Annotated in this window: 10 protein-coding genes; 6 read left to right on the top strand and 4 right to left on the bottom strand. The window is 62.0% G+C overall.

Going from position 1 to position 20,609, the window contains the following annotated elements; genetic code table 11:
- Positions 1–3 precede the first annotated feature (3 nt).
- On the top strand, positions 4–1,212 hold the full coding sequence (locus VM99_10510) for an MFS transporter (GenBank protein ID AKJ98467.1): 1,209 nt from the start codon (positions 4–6) through the stop codon (positions 1,210–1,212).
- Positions 1,213–1,393: 181 nt separating this feature from the next.
- Positions 1,394–1,945 (top strand): glutathione peroxidase, encoded by a 552-nt coding sequence (locus VM99_10505; GenBank protein AKJ98466.1) that lies wholly within the window; start codon positions 1,394–1,396, stop codon positions 1,943–1,945.
- An 89-nt stretch (positions 1,946–2,034) separates the two neighbouring features.
- Here the strand turns inward: VM99_10505 and VM99_10500 are convergent, their stop codons facing one another.
- From VM99_10500 to VM99_10490, 3 genes are all read right to left on the bottom strand, one after another.
- Positions 2,035–3,315, bottom strand: a complete 1,281-nt coding sequence (locus VM99_10500; GenBank protein ID AKJ98465.1) for a Long-chain fatty acid transport protein — start codon at positions 3,313–3,315, stop codon at positions 2,035–2,037.
- A 144-nt stretch (positions 3,316–3,459) separates the two neighbouring features.
- Positions 3,460–3,942 (bottom strand): hypothetical protein, encoded by a 483-nt coding sequence (locus tag VM99_10495; GenBank protein ID AKJ98464.1) that lies wholly within the window; start codon positions 3,940–3,942, stop codon positions 3,460–3,462.
- A gap of 331 nt (positions 3,943–4,273) precedes the next feature.
- Positions 4,274–4,498, bottom strand: a complete 225-nt coding sequence (locus VM99_10490; GenBank protein AKJ98463.1) for a hypothetical protein — start codon at positions 4,496–4,498, stop codon at positions 4,274–4,276.
- A 1,026-nt stretch (positions 4,499–5,524) separates the two neighbouring features.
- On the opposite strand from VM99_10490, the gene VM99_10485 reads away from it, so the two are divergent.
- Positions 5,525–5,776: a hypothetical protein gene (locus VM99_10485; protein ID AKJ98462.1), complete on the top strand. Its 252-nt coding sequence runs from the start codon at positions 5,525–5,527 to the stop codon at positions 5,774–5,776.
- A gap of 75 nt (positions 5,777–5,851) precedes the next feature.
- Positions 5,852–7,354, top strand: a complete 1,503-nt coding sequence (locus VM99_10480) for a recombinase RmuC (protein AKJ98461.1) — start codon at positions 5,852–5,854, stop codon at positions 7,352–7,354.
- A gap of 153 nt (positions 7,355–7,507) precedes the next feature.
- Here VM99_10480 and VM99_10475 read toward each other — a convergent pair whose 3' ends face one another.
- Complete coding sequence (locus VM99_10475) at positions 7,508–10,978, bottom strand: histidine kinase (GenBank protein AKJ98460.1); 3,471 nt, start codon at positions 10,976–10,978, stop codon at positions 7,508–7,510.
- Between the two features lie 251 nt (positions 10,979–11,229).
- Between VM99_10475 and VM99_10470 the strand changes: the two genes are divergently transcribed.
- Entirely contained in the window at positions 11,230–16,074 is a 4,845-nt protein-coding gene (locus tag VM99_10470) for a hypothetical protein (protein ID AKJ98459.1), read from the top strand.
- The gene (locus tag VM99_10465; protein ID AKJ98458.1) at positions 16,071–20,609 is read left to right on the top strand and encodes a hypothetical protein; all 4,539 of its coding nucleotides are present in this window, start codon (positions 16,071–16,073) and stop codon (positions 20,607–20,609) included. Before VM99_10470 ends, VM99_10465 begins: the two co-directional genes overlap by 4 nt.

The following is a 20,609-nucleotide window of genomic DNA, read 5'->3' as shown; positions in this document are numbered from 1 at the left end:
ATAATGACATCGATGTGGCGTACCTGTGGTTGGGTCCTCGTGGGCAGCGCGCTGATCCTGGCGTTGTCCCTGGGCGTGCGGCATGGCTTCGGCCTGTTCCTCTCACCCATGAGCGCCGAGTTCGGCTGGGGGCGTGGGGTGTTCGCCTTTGCCATCGCCTTGCAGAACCTGATCTGGGGCATGGCGCAGCCCTTCACCGGGGCGTTGGCCGACCGTTTCGGCGCGGCGAAAGTGGTGCTGGTCGGGGGCGTCCTGTATGCCCTCGGCCTGGTGTTCATGGGGCTGTCGGATTCGGCCTGGTCGTTGTCGTTGAGCGCGGGATTGTTGATCGGCATCGGCCTGTCCGGCACCTCGTTCTCGGTGATCCTGGGCGTGGTCGGCCGGGCCGTACCGCCGGAGAAACGCAGCCTGGGCATGGGCATCGCCAGTGCCGCCGGTTCCTTCGGCCAGTTCGCCATGTTGCCGGGCACGTTGGGGCTGATCGGTTGGCTGGGGTGGTCGGCTGCCTTGTTGGTGCTGGGCCTGCTGGTGGCATTGATCGTGCCGTTGGTGAGCATGCTCAAGGACGCGCCGTTGCCGGTGACCGGCCCCGAGCAAACCTTGTCCGAAGCGCTGCGCGAGGCGTGCAGCCATTCGGGGTTCTGGCTGCTGGCCCTGGGGTTTTTCGTCTGTGGTTTCCAGGTGGTGTTCATCGGCGTGCATTTGCCGGCCTACCTGGTGGACCAGCATTTGGCCGCCAGCGTTGGCACGACGGTGCTGGCCTTGGTGGGCCTGTTCAACATCTTCGGCACCTACACCGCCGGTTGGCTGGGCGGGCGCATGTCCAAGCCGCGCCTGTTGACCGGGTTGTACCTGTTGCGGGCCGTGGTGATCGGCCTGTTCCTGTGGCTGCCGGTGACCACCACCACGGCCTATCTGTTCGGCATGGCGATGGGCTTGCTGTGGCTGTCCACGGTGCCGTTGACTAACGGCACCGTCGCCACCTTGTTCGGTGTGCGAAATCTCTCGATGTTGGGTGGGATCGTGTTCCTGTTCCACCAGTTGGGTTCGTTCCTCGGCGGCTGGCTGGGTGGGGTGGTATACGACCGCACCGGCAGCTATGACTTGATCTGGCAGGTGTCGATCCTCCTCAGCCTGCTGGCGGCGGCATTGAACTGGCCTGTGCGTGAACGTCCGGTGGCGCGCCTGCAAGTTCAGGCCGGTGCCGCATGAGCCGCGTCGGCCCGTGGTTGGTGGCGCTCGGCGCCGGCTTGCTGCTGGCCTTCGCCTGGTGGGGCTGGCAGCAGGGCGGCCTGGCGTTGATGCAATTGGGCATGGGAACCTGTTGAACGATGGACGAGGTCGGGCTCGGCGAGTAACGTCGTAGGCTGAATGCCTATAAGGAAATGCCGACATGCTGATGCGCTGGCTTGCTGTTCCGACGCTCCTACTGGCCGTAGCCGGCCCCCTCTGGGCCGCCGATTGCCCGCCGTTGCTGGAGGGCTCCTTGCCCAAGCTGCGGGCCAAGGAAACCATCGACCTGTGCCAGCGCTTCGCCGGCAAGCCGCTGGTGGTGGTCAACACTGCCAGCTTCTGCGGCTTTGCCCCGCAGTTCAAAGGCCTCGAGGCGCTGAACCAGCGCTACAAGGACCAAGGGCTGCAAGTGCTGGGCGTGCCCTCCAATGACTTCAAGCAGGAGTCCAAGGACGGCGCCGAAACGGCCAAGGTGTGCTACGTCAATTACGGCGTGACCTTCACCATGACCGAGCCGCAACCGGTGCGCGGCGCCGACGCCATCCCGCTGTTCAGGCACCTGGCGGAACAATCTGGCGCGCCGAAATGGAATTTCTACAAGTACGTCGTTGACCGCCAGGGCAAGGTCGTCGCCAGTTTCTCCAGCCGCATCAAGCCCGATGACCCCGAGTTCATCAAGGCCGTGGAAGCCGCCATCGCCTCCAAGCCCTGATCGCCGGCCACGAAAAAGCCCCGCCTCTTTGCAGAGTGCGGGGCTTTTTTTGCTTCAGTCGGCGAAGGGTTCAGCTTCGCCGTGAACCATCAGAAGCGGTAGGTTGCACCGACACCGAAGCCGTTGGCGCTGTTCTTGTATTCAGCGTTGTAGGATTGGCCCAGGGCGTTGGTTTGATTGATGCTGACTTTTTCCTCCTTGAGGTAGGAATACGCCACATCGATGGTCAGGTCGTCAGTCGGGCTCCAGCCAGCACCCAGGCTGAAGATGGTCCGGTCGCCGGTTGGGATGCGTGGCGAGCGGTCTTCATTGTTGGTAGGCGACTGGTCGAAGGACAGGCCGGTACGCAGGACCCACTGTTTGTTCAACTGGTAGGAGGTACCGATGGCGTAGGCCCAGGTGTCGTGCCAGTTCTGTTCTTCGGTGATGCTGCCCAGGAACGCAGGGGCCAGGGCGCCGCCGGCTGCCGTTACGCCTTCGTTGTTCACGGTGATTTCTTTCAGGCGGCTCCAACGGGTCCAGGTGCTGCCGGCATAGACTTTCCAGGCATCGTTGATCTCCTGGGTCACCGAGAAGTCCACCGATTCCGGGGTGGTGATGTCCAGCGAGGCGTCGTAGCGGCCATTGTTGAGCAGGAAGGCAGGGGTACCGGCGCCTGGGTTCACTTCAGTGTGACCTTCGAGCTTGTACTTGACCTTGGAGTGGTAGGTCAGGCCGACGCGCGTGGTGTCGGTCGCCTGGACCAGCAAGCCGATGTTGTAGCCGTAGCCGATGTCGTCGCCCTTGATTTTCACATCACCGTCGTTCGGCGACAGCGGGGTGGTCAGGGTCGATTCCAGCGCGCCGGAAATACGGTTGACGGTCGGACCGAAGCCGATCGAGACCTTGTCGTTGAAGGCATAGCTGACGGTAGGCTGGAAGGTCACGACCTTCACTTCGCTCTTGCTGCCGAAGTTGCCGCCCTGGAAGCCGTTTTCATAATCGGTGATCAGGCCGAACGGTGCGTACACACCGAGGCCGAAGGCCCATTGGTCATCGATCGGCTTGACGTAGAAGCCCATCGGAACGCCGGTGAGCGGGACCATGTCGCCCTTGTTGGTGCCGGCGTGAGTGCCGCTGGCATCGTCGATATCGGTGGAGGCATCAATAGCCGCGAAGCCGCCGGTCACTTGCTGGCGCTTGAGGCGCGACATGCCAGCAGGGTTGCCGAACACGGTGCTCGCATCATCGGCAGCAGAAGAACGACCTGCGAAACCAGTGCCCATGCCACTGATGCTTTGTTCGTTCAAGGCAAAGCCACTGGCGAAAAGTTGAGTGGATGCCAAGGTAACGGCAAGGCCAAGGGTGGTTTTGAGCATGATTTTTTTCATTGTTAGAACTCCTGATGGTCACCGGGGCGAAAATTACCAACATTTTCGTCCAAGCGCTATAGCCTGTATGGCTTGATTTAGAGCGGTTTTGTAGGACAATCCGACCAGATTCACGTCCGTTGTAGGAAGTTTCCAAATTCCCCATCAGCAAGCGACCGGATTCATGGATGAAACGCAGCTTTGCCAAGCGAAGGTGAAGTCTCGCAGGCGCCCCTGCGGGTGAAAGGTCTGGCGCCAGATGCGGGCCATGCCGAGCAGATCGTCGGCGTCGGGCAGGGCGGTGTTCTGTTCTTCCACCAGCAACCAGGCGATGGCGGTGGCGTAGCGCAGGTTGACGGTCAGTTCCAGGTGCGGGCCGCTGAGAAAGGCGTGCTGGCTGGCCAGGCCACGGACCAGGCTGGCGCGTTCCGGGTCCAGCGCCAGGTAATGGTCCCACAGCGCCCGGTGGCGGGGTTCGGTGATGCGATACAGGCCGTGCCCGCGCCGGTCGTGCAGTGCAGAACCGAGGCCCGATTGGCTACCGGCAATGCCCAGTAACAAGGATTCCGCCGTTGCACTGTGGCGCTCCAGGTAAAGGAGCGTCGGGCGGATCACATATCGACACAGTTCGCTGGCAGCGATACCCATAAGACCCTCGAAGCGTGAAAAGGGCGGAGCCTGAAGGGTGTGGGCTTGGCAGCGGTGGATCGGTTCAGGCTCCGCCGGAAGCGGATCATGCCGCTTGAGTTGAAGTCTAGTGTCATATTTGCGCTGTAAAGGACTGTTTTTAAAACATCTTCGGCCAACGGTTATAACCCTTATATCCCTTGGTGCTTACGCCGTTTCGCTTTTCCCGGCCTTGCACGGCCGAATGTTGGGCATTGAGCGAGGCGTTTGCGCGCCCAGCGTGGGAATGATCAGGCAATAAAAAGCCCCGCTTTCTGGGCGGGGCCTTTGGGGTGTCAGCCTTGGCGGCGAATCAGGCAATCAGTGCCTGACGGGTACGCTCGATCACGGCCTGCAGCGGTTCTGCGCTGGAGTACTGATCGGGATACAGGCGTTCGCTGTGACGGGCGATGCCGTGTTCGTTGACCACGGTGAAGCTGAAGCAGCCTTTGCGAGCGGCCATGATCAGGCAGTTCATTGGGGCAAAAGCGTTGGTTAGGGTGCGGATGGCATCCTGGGTCTGGATTTGAGTCGACATGTTATGGGTGTTCCTACAAATGACACGGTTAAGAACCGTGCAACGTTAAAACGTTCCAGTAACGTCGACCACCATTGGTCGAACGAAGAACCCGACTGGAACAAAGCAGCCAGTTTGAGCGCTATAGACAGTGCGCGCTTGGGCTGGCAGGTAGGTACTTAGGAGGGCAGGCAACACATCAGGGGCGAAGGTTCTGGGCCCGGGGTGAAGATCCTGATCAATTTGCAGGTTGGTTCGGTCAGAGCAGTGAGCCTGGCAACACCCTTCGCATTCGATCAAAGGCTGTGTTGGCGCAAGCGTTACCTGGAAACCATCGAGGGGGTCGGTCTCTTTTTTTCGGTCAGGCGTCCGTGTTGGGATGGCTGACCGCGGAGAAGTGTTCGACCCGGAATTGACTTTCAGCTTGGTACTAACGCCGCGGATAGTAACGGATCGAATGACTGAAGGAAAGGGAATTGGTTAAAAAATATTCAAATGCCCGCAGGAGCGGGGCGAGGGGGCGGTAACTCTAGCACATACTGCGCAGTGTTCGCTGATGGCTCCAGGCCATGCCCGCCGTGGGTTACGCCAGGGTTATCCCCAGCTTCCACTGCGCGATGACACAAAAAAGCAGGCGCTTATAACCGCTTCGGGTGTTACTTGTGCACACTTGCTGCGCCACTTGTCACCTTACTGTCATGTCGAAACAAACCCTTGCCAGTGCCTGCATCGAAAATTTAAGTCAATGAAAAACATCGCTTTTTTTTACTGGTGAAAAAATCGTCAGTTTGAGCGCAGGCCCCGTTCCATAGGGCTTTCGGAGAGTTAGAGGGGGGTTGTCCACTGAGTTATCCACAGCTTCTGTGGATTGTCCCAAGCGCTTGCTCTAGCACGGGCGTGCCGGTTTTTTTCGACTTTACCCGTGGGAAAAAAGGAGTAGAGTGGCGCGCCTTTCGATCTGTCCCGCAGTGCTTTATGAAGTTTCGCTCCGTATCAAATCCTGTTACCGGTACCCCTCCCAGTGTTACCCCAACCAAGCGCATTTCGATGCGGGTCGCCGAATGGCTGCTCGACAGCCCGCGCCTGGGAGAAAACCCCAGCGTCAAGCACTTGGCCGGTCGTTTGCTCAAGCAACCGGCCCGTGAAGGTGTGGTCGCCGCGCAAAGTCGTCTAGGGCAGTTGATGTGCCGTGAATGCGGAAACGCCCGGGATCGGCGGATCGGGCATGACCTGTTGCGCCAGGCTGCCCGGGCCGGCGATCACCGCGCCCGTCAGGCCCTCGGTGAAATCGACGACTGAAATCCAAGGCCGCGCTGGGCAACGCCCCGCCAGCTTGGGTAACCTTCGGGCTTTATCTCTTACGCGGGAATTGTCATGGCGATGGATTTGACCAGCCTGTTGTTCGGCCTGGCGGGCGCGGCGGTGCCGTTGCTGGGCCTGGCCTGGCACCTGCAACGCCAGGCGAGCGCCGCGCAGGCCGAACAGGCCTTGCTGGAAGAGCGCCTGGCCACCGCGCACATGGCCCACGACGGCCTCAATGCCCAGCTTGATGCCTGCCGCGACGAGATCAGCGACCTCAGCCAGGCCAACTCCGCCAAGCAGGCCGAGCTTGCCGCCGCGTCCCGGGAAGTCGAGCTGTTGCAGATCGAGCGGGACAACGCTCGCGACGCAGCCCACGCCTGGAACCTGGAACGTGCCAACAAGGAAGCGGAACTGCGCCGCCTCGATGCCCAGGCGGCGTCGTTGCAAGCCGAGCTGCGTGAGCAACAGGAAAGCCATCAGCAACGCCTGGATGACCTGCAAGGTTCGCGGGACGCACTGCGGGCACAATTTGCCGAGCTGGCCGGGAAAATCTTCGACGAGCGTGAACAGCGCTTCGCCGAAACCAGCCAGCAACGCCTGGGCCAATTGCTCGACCCCTTGAAGGAGCGCATCCAGTCCTTCGAAAAACGCGTCGAGGAGAGTTACCAGGCCGAGGCGCGGGAGCGGTTCTCGCTGGGCAAGGAGCTGGAGCGGCTGCAACAGCTGAACCTGCGCCTGAGCGACGAGGCCACCAACCTCACACGCGCCCTCAAGGGCCAGAAAACCCAGGGCAACTGGGGCGAGCTGATCCTGGAGCGGGTACTCGAACACGCCGGCCTGGAGAAAGGTCGCGAGTACCAGACCCAGGTCAGCCTCAAGGGCCCGGATGGTGAGCGCTTCCAGCCTGACGTACTGATTTATCTGCCTGGCGACAAGCAAGTGGTGGTCGATTCCAAGGTCAGCCTCACGGCTTACCAACAGTATGTGGCCGCCGAGGATGACGCCATTGGCCTGCTCGCCCTCAAGCAACACGTGGGGTCGTTGCGTGCCCACGTCAAAGGCCTGGCCGGCAAGGATTACAAGCGCCTGGACGGTTTGCACAGCCTGGATTTCGTGTTGTTGTTCGTGCCGATCGAGGCAGCATTTTCCGCCGCCCTGCAAGCCGAGCCGAACCTGTTCCAGGAGGCCTTTGACCGCAACATCGTGATCGTCAGCCCGACCACTTTGCTGGCGACGTTGCGGGTGATCGACAGCTTGTGGAAACAGGAACGCCAGAGCCAGAACGCCCGGGAAATCGCCGAACGGGCGGGGTGGCTGTACGACAAGTTCGTGTTGTTCATCCAGGACCTGGACGAGATCGGCAGTCGTCTGCAGCAGTTGGACAAGGCCTACAGCGCCGCACGCAACAAGCTGACGCAAGGGCGCGGCAACCTGATCAGCCGCAGCGAACAACTCAAGCTCCTCGGCGCCCGGGCCAGCAAGAACCTTCCGGCCGATTTGCTGGAGCGGGCGATGACGGATGCGGATGGGTTGCCGGAGTTGCCGGAAGAGGCCAGTGTCAAGCCCGATGCTTGATGCGAACCTCTAAGCTGAAACAACACCCGTGGCGAGGGAGCTTGCTCCCGCTTGAGTGCGTAGCACTCACAAAAAACTGGGTCTGCTGCGCAGCCCAACGGGAGCAAGCTCCCTCGCCACAGGGTTATGTATCAGGCAGGAAAACGATGTTTCTCACAACGGCAAATGCCGACTCAACAACGCCCTCAATGCCGCTGGTTTCACCGGCTTGGCCAGGTAATCCAGGCCTGCGGCGTGCACCTGGGCCACCGTTTCCGGCCGGCCGTCGGCGCTGATCACCACCCCGGGCACCGGTTCGCCCAGGCGCGTGCGCAACCAGGCCATCAGCTCGGTGCCGGTCTCACCGCCGTCCAGGTGAAAATCCACCAGCGCCAGTTGCGGCCGGTCTCCCTGGGCCAGCCAGTGTTCGCATTCGTCACGGTTGCGCGCGGTCCACACCTGGCAACCCCAGCGCGTCAGCAGGCTGTTCATGCCGATCAGGATGCTGTCTTCGTTATCGACGCACAGCACCCGCGCGCCGCTGGGCAGATGGCCGTTGGGTTCGACCACCGCGCCAGGTGCGCTGGCCTGGGCCGCGGCCAGGGGCACGCTGACGCTGAATACGCTGCCTTGGCCGGGCCAGGAGCGCACGCGCAGGGTGTGGCCGAGCACGCGGCATAGCCCGTCGGCGATCGCCAAGCCCAGCCCCAGGCCTTTTTCGGCGCGGGTCTGGTGGCTGTCCAGGCGTTTGAATTCTTCGAAGATGACTTGCTGTTTATCCTCGGCGATACCCGGCCCGCGGTCCCAGACTTCCAGGCACAGCTCGCCGTTGCGTCGCCGGGCGCCCAGCAACACCGGCCCCTTGGCGTAGCGGAAGGCGTTGGTGAGGAAGTTTTGCAGGATGCGCCGCAGCAGCTTGATGTCGCTGTCGATGCGCAGTCGCGAGCCGCGCACCCGGAACTTCAGGCCCTGTTCTTGGGCCAGGACGGTGAATTCCGCGCCGAGGGTGTCGAACAGGTCATTGAGGACGAACGGCTTGCGCTCGGGATTGATCTTGCCGTTCTCCAGGCGGGAAATGTCCAGCAGGTCGGTGATCAGGTCTTCGGCCGAGCGCAGAGAACTGTCCAGGTGTTGCACCAGTTGCCGGGCTTCGCTCGGCAGGCCGTCGTGCTGGTGGGACAGCGCGGCGGAGAACAGGCGTGCGGCGTTGAGCGGCTGCATCAGGTCATGGCTGACGGCGGCGAGGAAGCGGGTCTTCGATTGGTTGGCCGCTTCAGCGGTGCTTTTCGCGTCGGTCAGCGCCAGGTTCAGTTGCGACAGTTCCCAGGTGCGCTCGGCCACCCGCTGCTCCAGGCCCTCGTTGGCCTCGGTCAACGCCTGTTCGGCCTCGCGGAACGCGGTGATGTCGGTGAAGCTCATGACGAAGCCGCCGCCAGGCATCGGGTTGCCGATCAGCTCGATGACCCGCCCGTTGGGGAACATCCGTTCGGACGTGTGGGCGCGACCCTGGCGCATCCAGTGCAAACGCCGGGCGACGTGCACCTCCGCCTCGCCGGGGCCGCAAAGGCCGCGTTCGGCGTTGTAGCGGATGATGTCGGCAATGGGCCGACCGACGCTGATCAAGCCGTCCGGGTAGTTGAACAGTTCCAGGTAGCGGCGGTTCCACGCCACCAACCGCAGCGACTGATCGACCACGCTGATGCCCTGGGTGATGTTCTCGATGGCGCCTTGCAAGAGTGCGCGGTTGAATTGCAGCACTTCCGAGGCTTCGTCGGCGATGCGCACGACGTCTTCGAGTTGCATCTCGCGGCCTTCGATCGCGGCCTTGACCACCGCCCGCGTCGACGAGGCACCGAGGACACCGGCCAGCAGGCGTTCGGTGTGGGCGATCCATTCGTTGTCGGCATTCTGGTTCGGGTTGAAGCCCTTGCCCTGGCGGTAGGCGAAGCGGATGAAGCTCTGCCGGGCCCGTTCCTCGCCCACGAAGCGGGCGGCCAGTTGCAGCAGGTCTTCGATGCGCACCGCCAGCATCGAGCGGGCGTTGGGGCGGGCGCTGATTTCCTGGCCGATGAAGCGTCCGGCTTGCCAGTGTTCCGACACGCGGGTGCGCGACAGCACCGAGACCCAGGCAAACAAGGTGAAGTTGCCGGCCAGGGACAGCACCACGCCCTGGGTCAACGGGCTGATCGGCAGGTTCAACGGGTTGCCGTGCAGCCAGGCCAGGCCCGGAAAACTGTCCAGGGACCAGCCGAGGCTGTGGGCGGCGATCGGCAGCACCAGGGTGTAGAACCACAGGAAAATCCCGCTGGCGAGGCCGGCGAACACACCGCGCCGGTTGGCCTGTTTCCAGTACAGCGCGCCGAGCATGGCGGGGGCCAGTTGCGTGACGGCGGCGAAGGCAATCTGGCCGATGGTCGCCAGGCTCGCGGTCGAGCCCAGCAACCGGTAGCTGACATAGGCCAGCAACAGGATCACCACGATGCTCACGCGACGCACCGACAGCATCCACTGGCGGAACACCTCGAAGGGCCGCTCGGCGTTGTTGCGGCGCAGCAGCCAGGGCAGCAGCATGTCGTTGGAGACCATGGTGGAGAGCGCCACGCTGGCGACAATCACCATGCCGGTGGCTGCCGAGGCGCCGCCGATGAACGCCAGCAACGCCAGCGCCGGATGGGCCTGTGCCAAAGGCAGGCTGATGACGAATGAGTCCGGCAGCACCGATCGCGGCAGCATCATTTGCCCGGCCAGGGCGATGGGCACCACGAACAGCGCGGCGAGGGCCAGGTAGGCGGGGAACACCCATTTGGCCAGGCGCAGGTCCTGGGGCTCGATGTTTTCCACCACGGTCACGTGGAATTGTCGCGGCAGGCAGATGATCGCCATCATCGCCACGCCGGTCTGTACCACCATGGACGGCCAGTTGATGGTTTCCTTCCAGTATTGCTCCAGCCGTGGTGCGAGCATCGCCTGGTCGAACAGGTCGTCGAAGCCGTCGTAGAGGCCGTACGTCACGAATGCGCCGACCGCCAGGAAGGCGAACAACTTCACCAGGGACTCGAAGGCAATCGCCAGCACCATGCCGCGGTGGTGTTCGGTGGCGTCCAGGTTGCGGGTCCCGAACACGATGGTGAACAGCGCCAGGATCAGCGAGACGATCAGCGCAGTGTCCTGGGCGCGCGTGCCCATGGCGTCGGCGCCGGCACCGATCAACAGGTTCACACCCAGGACGATGCCCTTGAGCTGCAAGGCAATGTACGGCAGCACGCCCACCAGGCAGATCAGCGCCACCACCACCGCCAGGGATTGGGACTTGCCGTAGCGGGCGGCGATGAAGTCGGCGATGGAGGTGATGTTCTCCTGTTTGCTGATCATCACCATCTTTTGCAAGACCCACGGCGCCAGCACCAGCAGCAGGATCGGCCCGAGGTAGATCGGCAGGAACGACCAAAGCTGTTCGGCGGCCTGGCCCACGGCGCCGAAGAACGTCCAACTGGTGCAGTACACCGCCAGCGACAGGCTGTAGACCCAGGCGCGCACCCGCGGCGGCAGCGGCGTGCTGCGGCGGTCGCCGTAGAAGGCGATGGCGAACATGATGGCCATATAGGCCAGGGCGACAACGGCGATCAGCCCGCTGGACAACGACATGGAGACTCCCGACAAAAGGCACCGGGGCTTGAGCCCGGCAAGACAGTCTCGCACGCCCGCCTGGGTTCGTCAGTGTCGACCAAGGTCGATGCACTGTCAGTTCCTACAGTTGTCCGGCAAAAAGCGCTGTGCTCTATTCATTTCAAGGTTGTGGGGGCCAGGCGTCTTTCTTTGGAGAACTTGCAATGCCAGCCGATCTTCCCTCGTCTTCAGCATCGCCGGCTCCGTGGGCGGCCACCCTGCGGTCGCAATTGAATCCCGGTGCGAGCGCTGCGGTCGACGCCATCGTGGCCCAGGCAGGTTCCATCCTTGAGCTTGCGCGCGAGCGCCCCGAACGATGGGTGGCCCAGGGTTTGCGCATCGGCCCGGCCCGGGAACTGCACGAGCGTGCGATGAGCGCCGCCATCTGGATGACACGCCAGTATCGCGAGCGGGAACTCAGCGGCGCCGATCGACTGACCTACGATGTGCGCCGGGGTTTTGCCTCGCTCACGGATGGGCCGCGTTATGACCGGGAGTTTGACGAAGACTGGTCGAACATGGCCCGTCCGAATGCCATCGAAGCAAGAACCTCTCCTGTGGCTTATCTGTTCAGCCTCTACAGGAAGGCGTTGTTGCTGGAAGCCGCTGCAGAGGCGGGCAACCGCTTTCGCCTGGAGGACCGGCGACCGGACATTGCCAGCGAACCGATCGACAGCGCGGCGATGACTCAGGAATGCTCGGTGTTATCGCTCTCGACGCGGATTCTGGAGGCCGCCCTTCTCGATGTCGCGCAGCGAGCGGAAACCGACACGGTCGATGCCGACAGGGTCCTGGCAACGGCGCGTTATCCCTTGAGCATGCCGTACGAACATTGGGTTGAGCAGCTTCAGGTGATCCTGTCGTTGTTTGACGCCTCGGTAGCGGCCTTTGGCGAACTGGCGCGGGCGACGGATCCGGATTTCCATTATTTCGCCGTTTCAGGCATGCAGACCGATCGCGGCGACGACACCTTCCTGCTGAGCCTGCCGATCGGCCCGGCGCGTCGTGAACTGCTCCTGGAAGCACTGTTCAACGGTGCTCGGCCCGGCAACGAAGAAGAGATGGCGAACTTCTACTGGACGACCTATCGGGTCTATTCCAGGGTGGCCCTGGAGCACAGCGCGGAGTTCTGTACGCGCACCGGGATAACACAGGACACGCTCGCCAGCCTGTTCGCCGTGAAGCAAGACCTACCGATCCTGTCCGCTCATGTGCCTGCGACGCAGGAGCCCGGCCCGCAGGCGTTTGGCGCGGTGTACATCAATGGCGCGCAGCACCCTGCCATCGACCTGGTGGCAGCCCAGGACACGCCGGCTTTCCAGGAAACAAGGGATACGGAACCGGTGCCGCTCGACCCGCCTGTTCGGTTGGCCAATTTCACGGACGAACGGGCTGACCGGATCCACCGGCTGATCCGGCTCAGCCGCTGGCTTGGGACGTCTTTTCGAGAGATGGATCAACTGATTGTCGCCGCCCATCGCGCCGAGAAGGGCGACGGCGCGCCGCACATCACCCGCAACACGCTCAAGGCCCTTGGGGTTTTCTGTGAAATGCGCCAGCGTTATGGCGTGAGCGCAGAGGATTTCGCCGCCTGGCTCGACAAGGTGTCGGTCTTTGGCGCTGGCGAGGTGGCTGCTCAATACGACCGTATTTTCGTCAACCATGGGCTGCTGGGCGCCCCCCTGGTCCTGGACAATTCGCCGTTCAGCGCGAGGATCGAGGACAACATCGATGAGCACGGGCGTGAAACGGTCCAGGCGATTTGTGCAAGCCTTGGCCTGGATACATCCGAGTTCACCTACATGGCACGGGTGATCGCCAATAGCTATGACCCGCCGGAGCTCAAGCGCAACCTTGAGATTCTGTCTTCGTTCTATCGCATTGCCAGCATCGCTCGCTACCTGGAAGTGCCCCCGACCGTCCTGATCGGGCTGGTGCAGACCCTTGGCCAGTCGGGCCCAATCTTGAAGCAGATTGCTGGCGTACCGTCGGTGGAAGCGTTGCCGACGTTGGGTTCAACGGATTTTTCAGCGGCGTTGATGGCCGTCGTCGATTGTGTGCGCTGGTGCCGGGAAAAAAGCATCGATCTGGCGTGGTTCGTGCGGGCGATGCGTTCGAACACCACGGTGCCCGTGGCCAGTGACAGCGAACGGCAACTGGTCGCCAGCCTGCATACGATGCTCGACAGCCTGCGGATCACCCATGAAGCGCTGGAGCAGGCAGGGGTGCCAACCACCTTGAGTGCGCGGGCAACGGCCGTCGGCATAGACTGGATTGCGGCGCTGACGGACGTCATCGATGCCCAGGGCATCGTGCTGGATGGGGTCTCGGGTTCGGACACGGATTACGCAATGAGCGTGCGCAACATCGTCGCCGATGTGGTGGAGCGGATCGCCCAGCAGGATTCGATTCACCGAGACGACCTGGGTGAGGCGCAGACGCTCAAAGCTACGGTGGTGGAGTCCGTGACCGCGGTCATTCTGCGGATGCGGGCCTCGCAGCGGGCGCTGGTCGAAGAGCACCTGGCCAGCTACCTGGCGATTTCCGCCGATCTGGTCCTGCCGCTGATCGAGTGGGCGGATCAGAGCGTCTACGACATCTTGCGCTGGGTGTGGGAAACCGAAGGGGTGGTGACCCCCGCCGGGTCGTTGCGCACGAGGGTCTTGCGGCTGTTGAGCCCGTCCGATCCGGTCGCACGGCGTTTTCGTGTCGCCATGCCGACTCGGCACGCGTTCCTCCAGGACGATGACTTCGAAGACTGGAGCAACGTCGACGTCATGCTGCAGAAACTGGGGAGCCTGCAACGCCTGGCCGATGTGGTGCGTCAGTTCGAGCTCGATGGCGAGATGCTCAGCCGTCATGCCGCCAGCAGGCGGCAGTTGCACGCCTGGCCGCAAGCCCCCGACCCCTTTGGTTTCGCGCCGGGCCTGGATGCCACCGGTGCGATTGCCCTGGGCACCCTGTATCACCTGCAGACTTACCGCGATGTCACCTCGCGCATGCAGGCGTCCCCATCGGTCTTGATGGACTATTTATCCCTGGTCAACGATCCCTTGGCCTTCGATCCTGATCTTATCGCTGAAAGCGAGGACTATGCCCGCCTGATGCAGGACGCCGCCGCCGTCAAGGTCGCGGAGATGCTCGGGGTCAGCGCGCGCGAGGTGTTGGAGGCCGCTCGGGTGATCACGCCCACGGGGGTGATCACCCAGCTGAGCCAGTTCAATGGCTTTATCCGCATGCTGGAAATGGCCCGCTCAAGCGAGCTGAGTATTCTGGCCCTGCACGAGTTGGGCGGATTGCCGGTGTCTGCGAATACCGAAGACTATCGCTACGCCGTGCAATACGCGCTCGGCAGCCTCTACGCCGGGCGGCTGCAACGGGGCGGGTCGGGTAATGCTCCCGAGGTCGGCCAGGCGACCACGAGCGAGGCGTCGGTCGACCAGGCACGCCTGGTCGCCAATACGCTCAGTTCCGCCCCGCAAAAGGCGCAGGCGCTGTATCGCCTGCTGGTGCGGGATTTGAGCGGTAAACCGTTGGTCAACATTCGCGTGCGGTGGTCGCTGACCGGTCCCGGATCCCTGGACGCGGACGTCTCCCACACGGATGCGGACGGTGTGGTCGAGGTCATGCTGATCGCGGGCGGCGAGATGGGCATCACCACCGTCTTTGCCACCATCGGACTCGACCAGCGCATTGCCATGCCCACGGTGACCATCGACTGCGATGAGGAAACGCTGGCCCTGCGTCAGCCGAAACCGGATGAAGAGGTCGCGCCCAAATTGGCCGGTCGTCGCGAGTCCTTCGAGTTGTCGGTCATCTTGCGCGACCGCTATGGGAACTGGGGGCGCAATCGGCGGGTGCGCTGGAGCATCAGCGAAGGGCCGGGTCAGTTCAGGAAGGATACGACGGTTGCCGATGAAAACGGGGTTGCCCGTGCCCAGTTGTTCAGCAATGAAGAAGGGGTGACGAAAGTGCGCGCCAGCCTTGGCGAGGGGCTGGAGCTGGAAGGGTTTTCCGCGTTTCGGTTCATTGACGCGCCGTTCATCGATACGAAACTTTATGGGCTGCGTTTCAGGGGGCCGAATGTGATGGGGCTGGATGCGGCTGTTGCTTGCCGCGTGCTGTCGCTGAGCGGCGTGGGCAAGCCGCTGGAACACGTCGCCTGGAGCGTGCGGTTTGCCGATGGGTCGAGCCATGAGCCCGACGAACCGGTTGTTTGCGATCCTGATGGGTATGCCGTGCTCCCGTTGCCTTCCTCGGTCGTGAAGGAGGGTGTCATGACGGTCCGTGCGACCCTGTTGCCTGCTCAGGCTGGCGACGACAGGGAAGAGGTCTTCGAACAAGACATGATCATCCTTCCCGAGCCCAGGCTCGCCGCCGCGTCACCTGCCAGTGTGTCGGTGATTGCCCAGGCTGGCGAGGTGGTGCACATGCGGGTGCGGGTGGAGGCCGAGGTCGGTGAAGGCGCCGCGACGCGCTTTGAGGGGGTGGGAGAATACCCCGTGCATTGGGCCGTGGACGGTGACGAAAATGGCAAAGAGATGCAGACCGATTCCGAAGGCATGGCGGTTTTTGCCGTGCCGATCGACCGGGCAGCAGAGCACACATTGTTGGCAACATTGAGTGCCCCCGCGGGCCAGACAGTGACCTTCACGGTGAAGGTCTTGGCAGAACCGGATTGGCACTTCTCGTTGACGCCGGTCGATCAGCCGGGGAGCGACGAGCCGCTGGATTCGCTGACGTTCGTTGTCGGCAAGCGCTACACATTGAGCCTCGCGGACACGTCCGACGCCAGCATGACGGCGGGGCGCGAGATCGCCCTGACCTGGAGTGGCGTCAATCCGGTCGGCCAGGGGCTGGTGGCTACGCCGAGTTTCCTGCAGATGCGTCCGCTTCCCGAGGACGGACGATTGAGCTGGCAGATCGATTGCAGGCAACTGCCAGACCCTTCTGCGGCGTTCTCCATTGGCGCGACGCTGCAAGGCACCCGCTACAGCCAGATCCTGCGCACGAAAATCCAGGCGGATGAGCCATCGTCCCGATCAGGAATGAGTTCCAGGAGGGCGCGGCCATGACAGATCTGAAGACGAAACTCGAAGACTTGAGCAAGCAGCGCCAGACCGCTCTCCTTGAATGTTACCTGGGCGCCGTGGCGGCCCGGGATGGTGATACCAATGTATTGGCGGCGGCCGCTGATCTGGATGCGTATCACCTGTTCGACCACCATGTCGGCACGGCGCCGAAAACTTCAGCCGTGGGCGAGAAGATCGCCAGCCTGCAACGCTATATCCACGGCATCTACTCCGGCGACGAGCCGGGGTTCGGGCAGGATTTCGATGCGCGGGAAGTCGAGGCCTGGCGCCAGTGGGAAAGCCGTTATGCGATCTGGGCCGGCGCGGAGAAACTGCAAAGCTATCCGGAAAACTACATCGACCCTGAATTACGCATCGTCAAATCACGGTTTTACGAAGAGCTGGAAGGGGATCTGGCACAAGGGCGCCTCAACACCGAGCGTGCGCAATCGTCCGTGCTCGGCTATCTGGAAAAGTTCGAGGACGTCGCCGATATCGATGTGCTCAACGGTTACATCGATGGGCCTTTCGTGGTGTCCGATTCAACGGTTTATCGGGCGGACTATTACTTTCTCGGGCGCAAGCGCGCCGATAGCAAATACTACTGGCGCAAGGTCGCGGTCGTTCTTGGCGAGGCGCAAACCCGCGTGCCCCCCAGTGCCTGGAGCGAATGGGAGCCCATCGAGGCCGGCATTGGCGATGCAACGAGTGTGCGCCTGAGCTTTTTCGGTAACCGGCTTTACGTGTTCTGGGTGGGGCGCTCGTCCTTCAATGAGATTGGCCAGACCGAGGGATTGAACTGGGACCAGTTCGATATTCGTTTTTCCTATCGCGGGTTGAGCGGCACTTGGGCGCCGCCCTCGACCGTTGACACTGTCATGCTCGAACGCCAGGGCACGCCACCCGGCAAGCGCCACCGACGTGCACGTGCCGATGAAGGCCAGAGCGCTCTTCTGGCGATCACCAGTGACAGCGGGCTTGCCAAAGAAGCGAAACAGATGGTGCTCGGCATTATCCTGTCGACCGCCGATGGCGATCGCACGACCTGTTACTACGCGTGGGACGAGCTGTTGAACCGCATCGATCTGGGGACAAAAGAGCGCAGCCACATTGACCGCTTACTCGCGCAGTATTCGCAGGAGGCGCCGAATCAAGGCCCTTCTTACCTCCAGCGACGCTTGCCGCAGTTGGGTGAGGAGGGGGACTACAAGGCGTGGCCAGTCGAATCCATCCGAGTCAAAGGCAGTGCGCATCCGTCCCTGTTCACCGACTATCTGCGCCTTCGGGCAATGAACATCGCCGGAAAAAGCCTGCTCGTCACTGTGGATAGCGCGCATAAGTTGCATGAGAAGTGGTTGTCTCACGCCGTGGCACGCGTCCAATCCAATGACCCCCAAACAGAGTCTTCGTTTTTTGATATCGATATGGTGTTCCGTGAGTCGTCTTCTGGCCGCGACTACTACAGCGTGAAACTTGATTTTTCGTCGTGGCGTGGTTCATCCGTGCGGATCGAGTTATTGAACGAGCAGGGGGCGGTGGGGCACCACGTGAATTTTGTGGGGGGACCTCCCGGATTTGGCACATCTTTTCCGGCAGTGGACAGGGAGGGGGTTTATAACGATACATTCCTGCACATCGCGAATATGTCGGATGACGCCTACTACACCTTTGGAACCTGGCTGAGGGTTACGGGCGGCAGCCATTCCGACTTGAAACTCAATAGAACATTCACTCGGCGCACCCAATGGGCAAACCCTGTGGCCATGCCGATCTGGGTGGGAGAAGACGAGGCGCCCGCCGGTGAGCTGCCGCTCTTTCGATTCAATGGCGCGGCGGCGTATTTGAAAACGCTTCCCTTGGCGAGCCATTCCCAGATCGTTGCCGTCGGGTTGGGGGAATATGCCAACGATACCTGGAGCCAGGGCTACCAAGAGTACGAGGTCAGGTTGAAAGCCCCGTCGCTCGACGGGCCGAGGATCGCCTGGGGCCCCGAAAACGCTCAAGGCCAGGCCGGTCAGTTTCTTGATTTCGGTCTTGAGTTCGGCGCGGATAAAACCGTCGACGCCATCCGCCTGAACACCACGTTCGGTCGCGAATTGGTGGAGCGGGCCGCGCTCTCCATCGACAATTTGCTTTCCTGGGACAGTCAGCACACTGAAGAACCACCGCGTCCTGGGTCCAATGAACCGGAGTTTCTCGACTTCCACGGGGCGAACGGGCGCTATTTCTGGGAGATTTTCTTCCATCTTCCGCACCTGATAGCGGTACGGCTACGCCGTGAGATGAGCTACGAGGATGCGCTCGGCTGGCTGCACCATCTGTTCGATCCATCCACCAGGATCAATCCGGGGCGCATCGAAACCACCGCCTATTGGCGCTCACGCCCGCTGTTGATGGAGGGTGATCCAAGCTTCGAAGTGGCATCGCCTGCCGACCCGGATGCCATCGCCTACAGCAACCCGATTCACTATCGCAAACGGATCTTTCGCGACTATGTTGAAACCCTGATCGAATGGGGCGACTGGCTCTACAGGCAACTGACCCGCGACAGCCTGACCGAAGCCAAAATGCTTTATCTGCGGGCTGCGCGCATGATGGGACCGGCACCCGACGTGCGCGGTGCTTCCAACTGGACGCCCAAATCACTTGATGAACTGCAAGATGCACGGAACCTCGGGTGTTTCGACGCGCTCGTCCCACTCCTGTCGGCCGATAGGCTGGTCAATCTACCGCTGACATCCGGCCATGCAGGGTGGGCACCGCTGTTGGACCATCCGGACTTCCGGCCGGAAATCAACCGCGACCTGCTGGACGTCTGGGATACGCTGCAAGCCCGGCTGCACAACCTGCGGCATTACCTGACCCTCGACGGCAAGCCCATCGACCTGCCGCTTTACGACATGCCCATCAATCCAAAAGACCTGATGCGGGCCCAGGCAGGGGGTGGGGGGTTCAATCTACGGGATATCCTGACGCCGCCTATCGTCCCGCCTTACCGCTTCATGGCCATCCTGCCCCGTGCGCAACAGGCGGTACAGACCCTGTGCCGGTTTGGCGATCAACTGCGCCAATACATGGAGCAGGCCGATCGCTGCGACCAGGAAACCCTGCAACAGGAACACCTGATCGAGATGGGGGACTTCAGCCGCGAACTGCAAGCCGAGCTGTTGAAGCATGCAGGTGTCACGCTCGAGGCCCTCGAGGCCTCTCGAGATGCGATCGACGTGCGGGAAAAGTACTTCAAGGGGCTGATCTCCGGGGATCTCAACAGGGAAGAAATCAAGGCGGCCAAGAGTCTGCAACAGGCAAAAACAAACACGGTACTCGCGGGATTCGTCAGCGCTGTGGGGCAGGGAGCGGATGCCGCTCCCAACATTATCGGGATGGCTACCGGGGGGATGAAATTCAGCAGTGTGTTCCAGGCGCCTGCGACAATGCTGAGCACGTACGGTCAAGCAGAGTCGATCTGGAGCACGCTGCACGACCGCTACGGTTCGCAACAGCGCATGCGTGACGAATGGAACTTCCAACACAAGGCAGTGATCGCCGAGCTGACCGCACTGGACAAGCAGCTGCAAGCCCAGAAGATCCAGATCCAGGCCTCGGTGGTCTCGGTCAACCAGCAGGTGCGTGCCATTGAACAGGCCCGGGAGATGTACACGTTTCTCACCCAGACCCGCACGTCCAGGGCATCGCTCTATCGCTGGATGCAAAGCAAGATGGCCACGCTTTATTTTCAGACCTACGACGCGGTCACGGCCTTGTGTCTGTCGGTGCAGTCCTGCTGGCAGTACGAAATCGGCGATTATGAAAGCCATTTCATCCTGCCTGGCGCATGGGTCGACAGCCATCATGGCTTCACGGCCGGCGAGACGCTGACGCTTGGCCTGCTGCGCATGGAGTCGGCCTTTGTCCATCGTTATGAGCGGCGGCTGACGATCCGCAAAATGCTTTCGCTGCGTGACTATTTCGCGCCAGAACCCTGGGCCGATAAGCTCCAGACGCTGCAGAGCACCGGCAAGCTGGATTTCAACCTCGACAGCCGGTTTTACGACAGCGACTATCCCGGCCATTACTTGCGCCAGATCCGTCGGGTATCGATCACATTGCCGGCGCTGCTGGGCCCTTACGAAATGGTCAGCATGACGCTGACGCAAATCTCCAGCAAATTGCTGACCAAACCCGATCCGGGTGGTGCCCGGCATCTCTACGATCCGCAACACCCTGATGCCGATACCACCCATGTGCGCTACAACCTGCGCGCTCAGCCGCAAATCACCGTGTCCGATGCCCTGGACGATGACGGCACCGGCTCGCGTTTCGCTTTCGACGAAGACCGCTACGCGTCCTTTGAGCGAACCGGTGCAATTTCGTCCTGGCAGCTCGCTATCCCAAGGACGCTGCCAGGCCAGCAAGAGCAGCTCCTGGCATCGCTGACCGACATCATCATTGAGGTGGAATACACCGCCCTCGATGGCGGCCGCGACTTTGCCGCGCAAATCGAAACGCTTTTGAACGAGACGGGGTTGCGCCAGTAG

Source organism: Pseudomonas chlororaphis, from assembly GCA_001023535.1.
GTDB classification, from domain to species: Bacteria; Pseudomonadota; Gammaproteobacteria; order Pseudomonadales; family Pseudomonadaceae; genus Aquipseudomonas; species Aquipseudomonas chlororaphis_E.
This window is presented reverse-complemented; position numbering and strand designations above follow the sequence as displayed.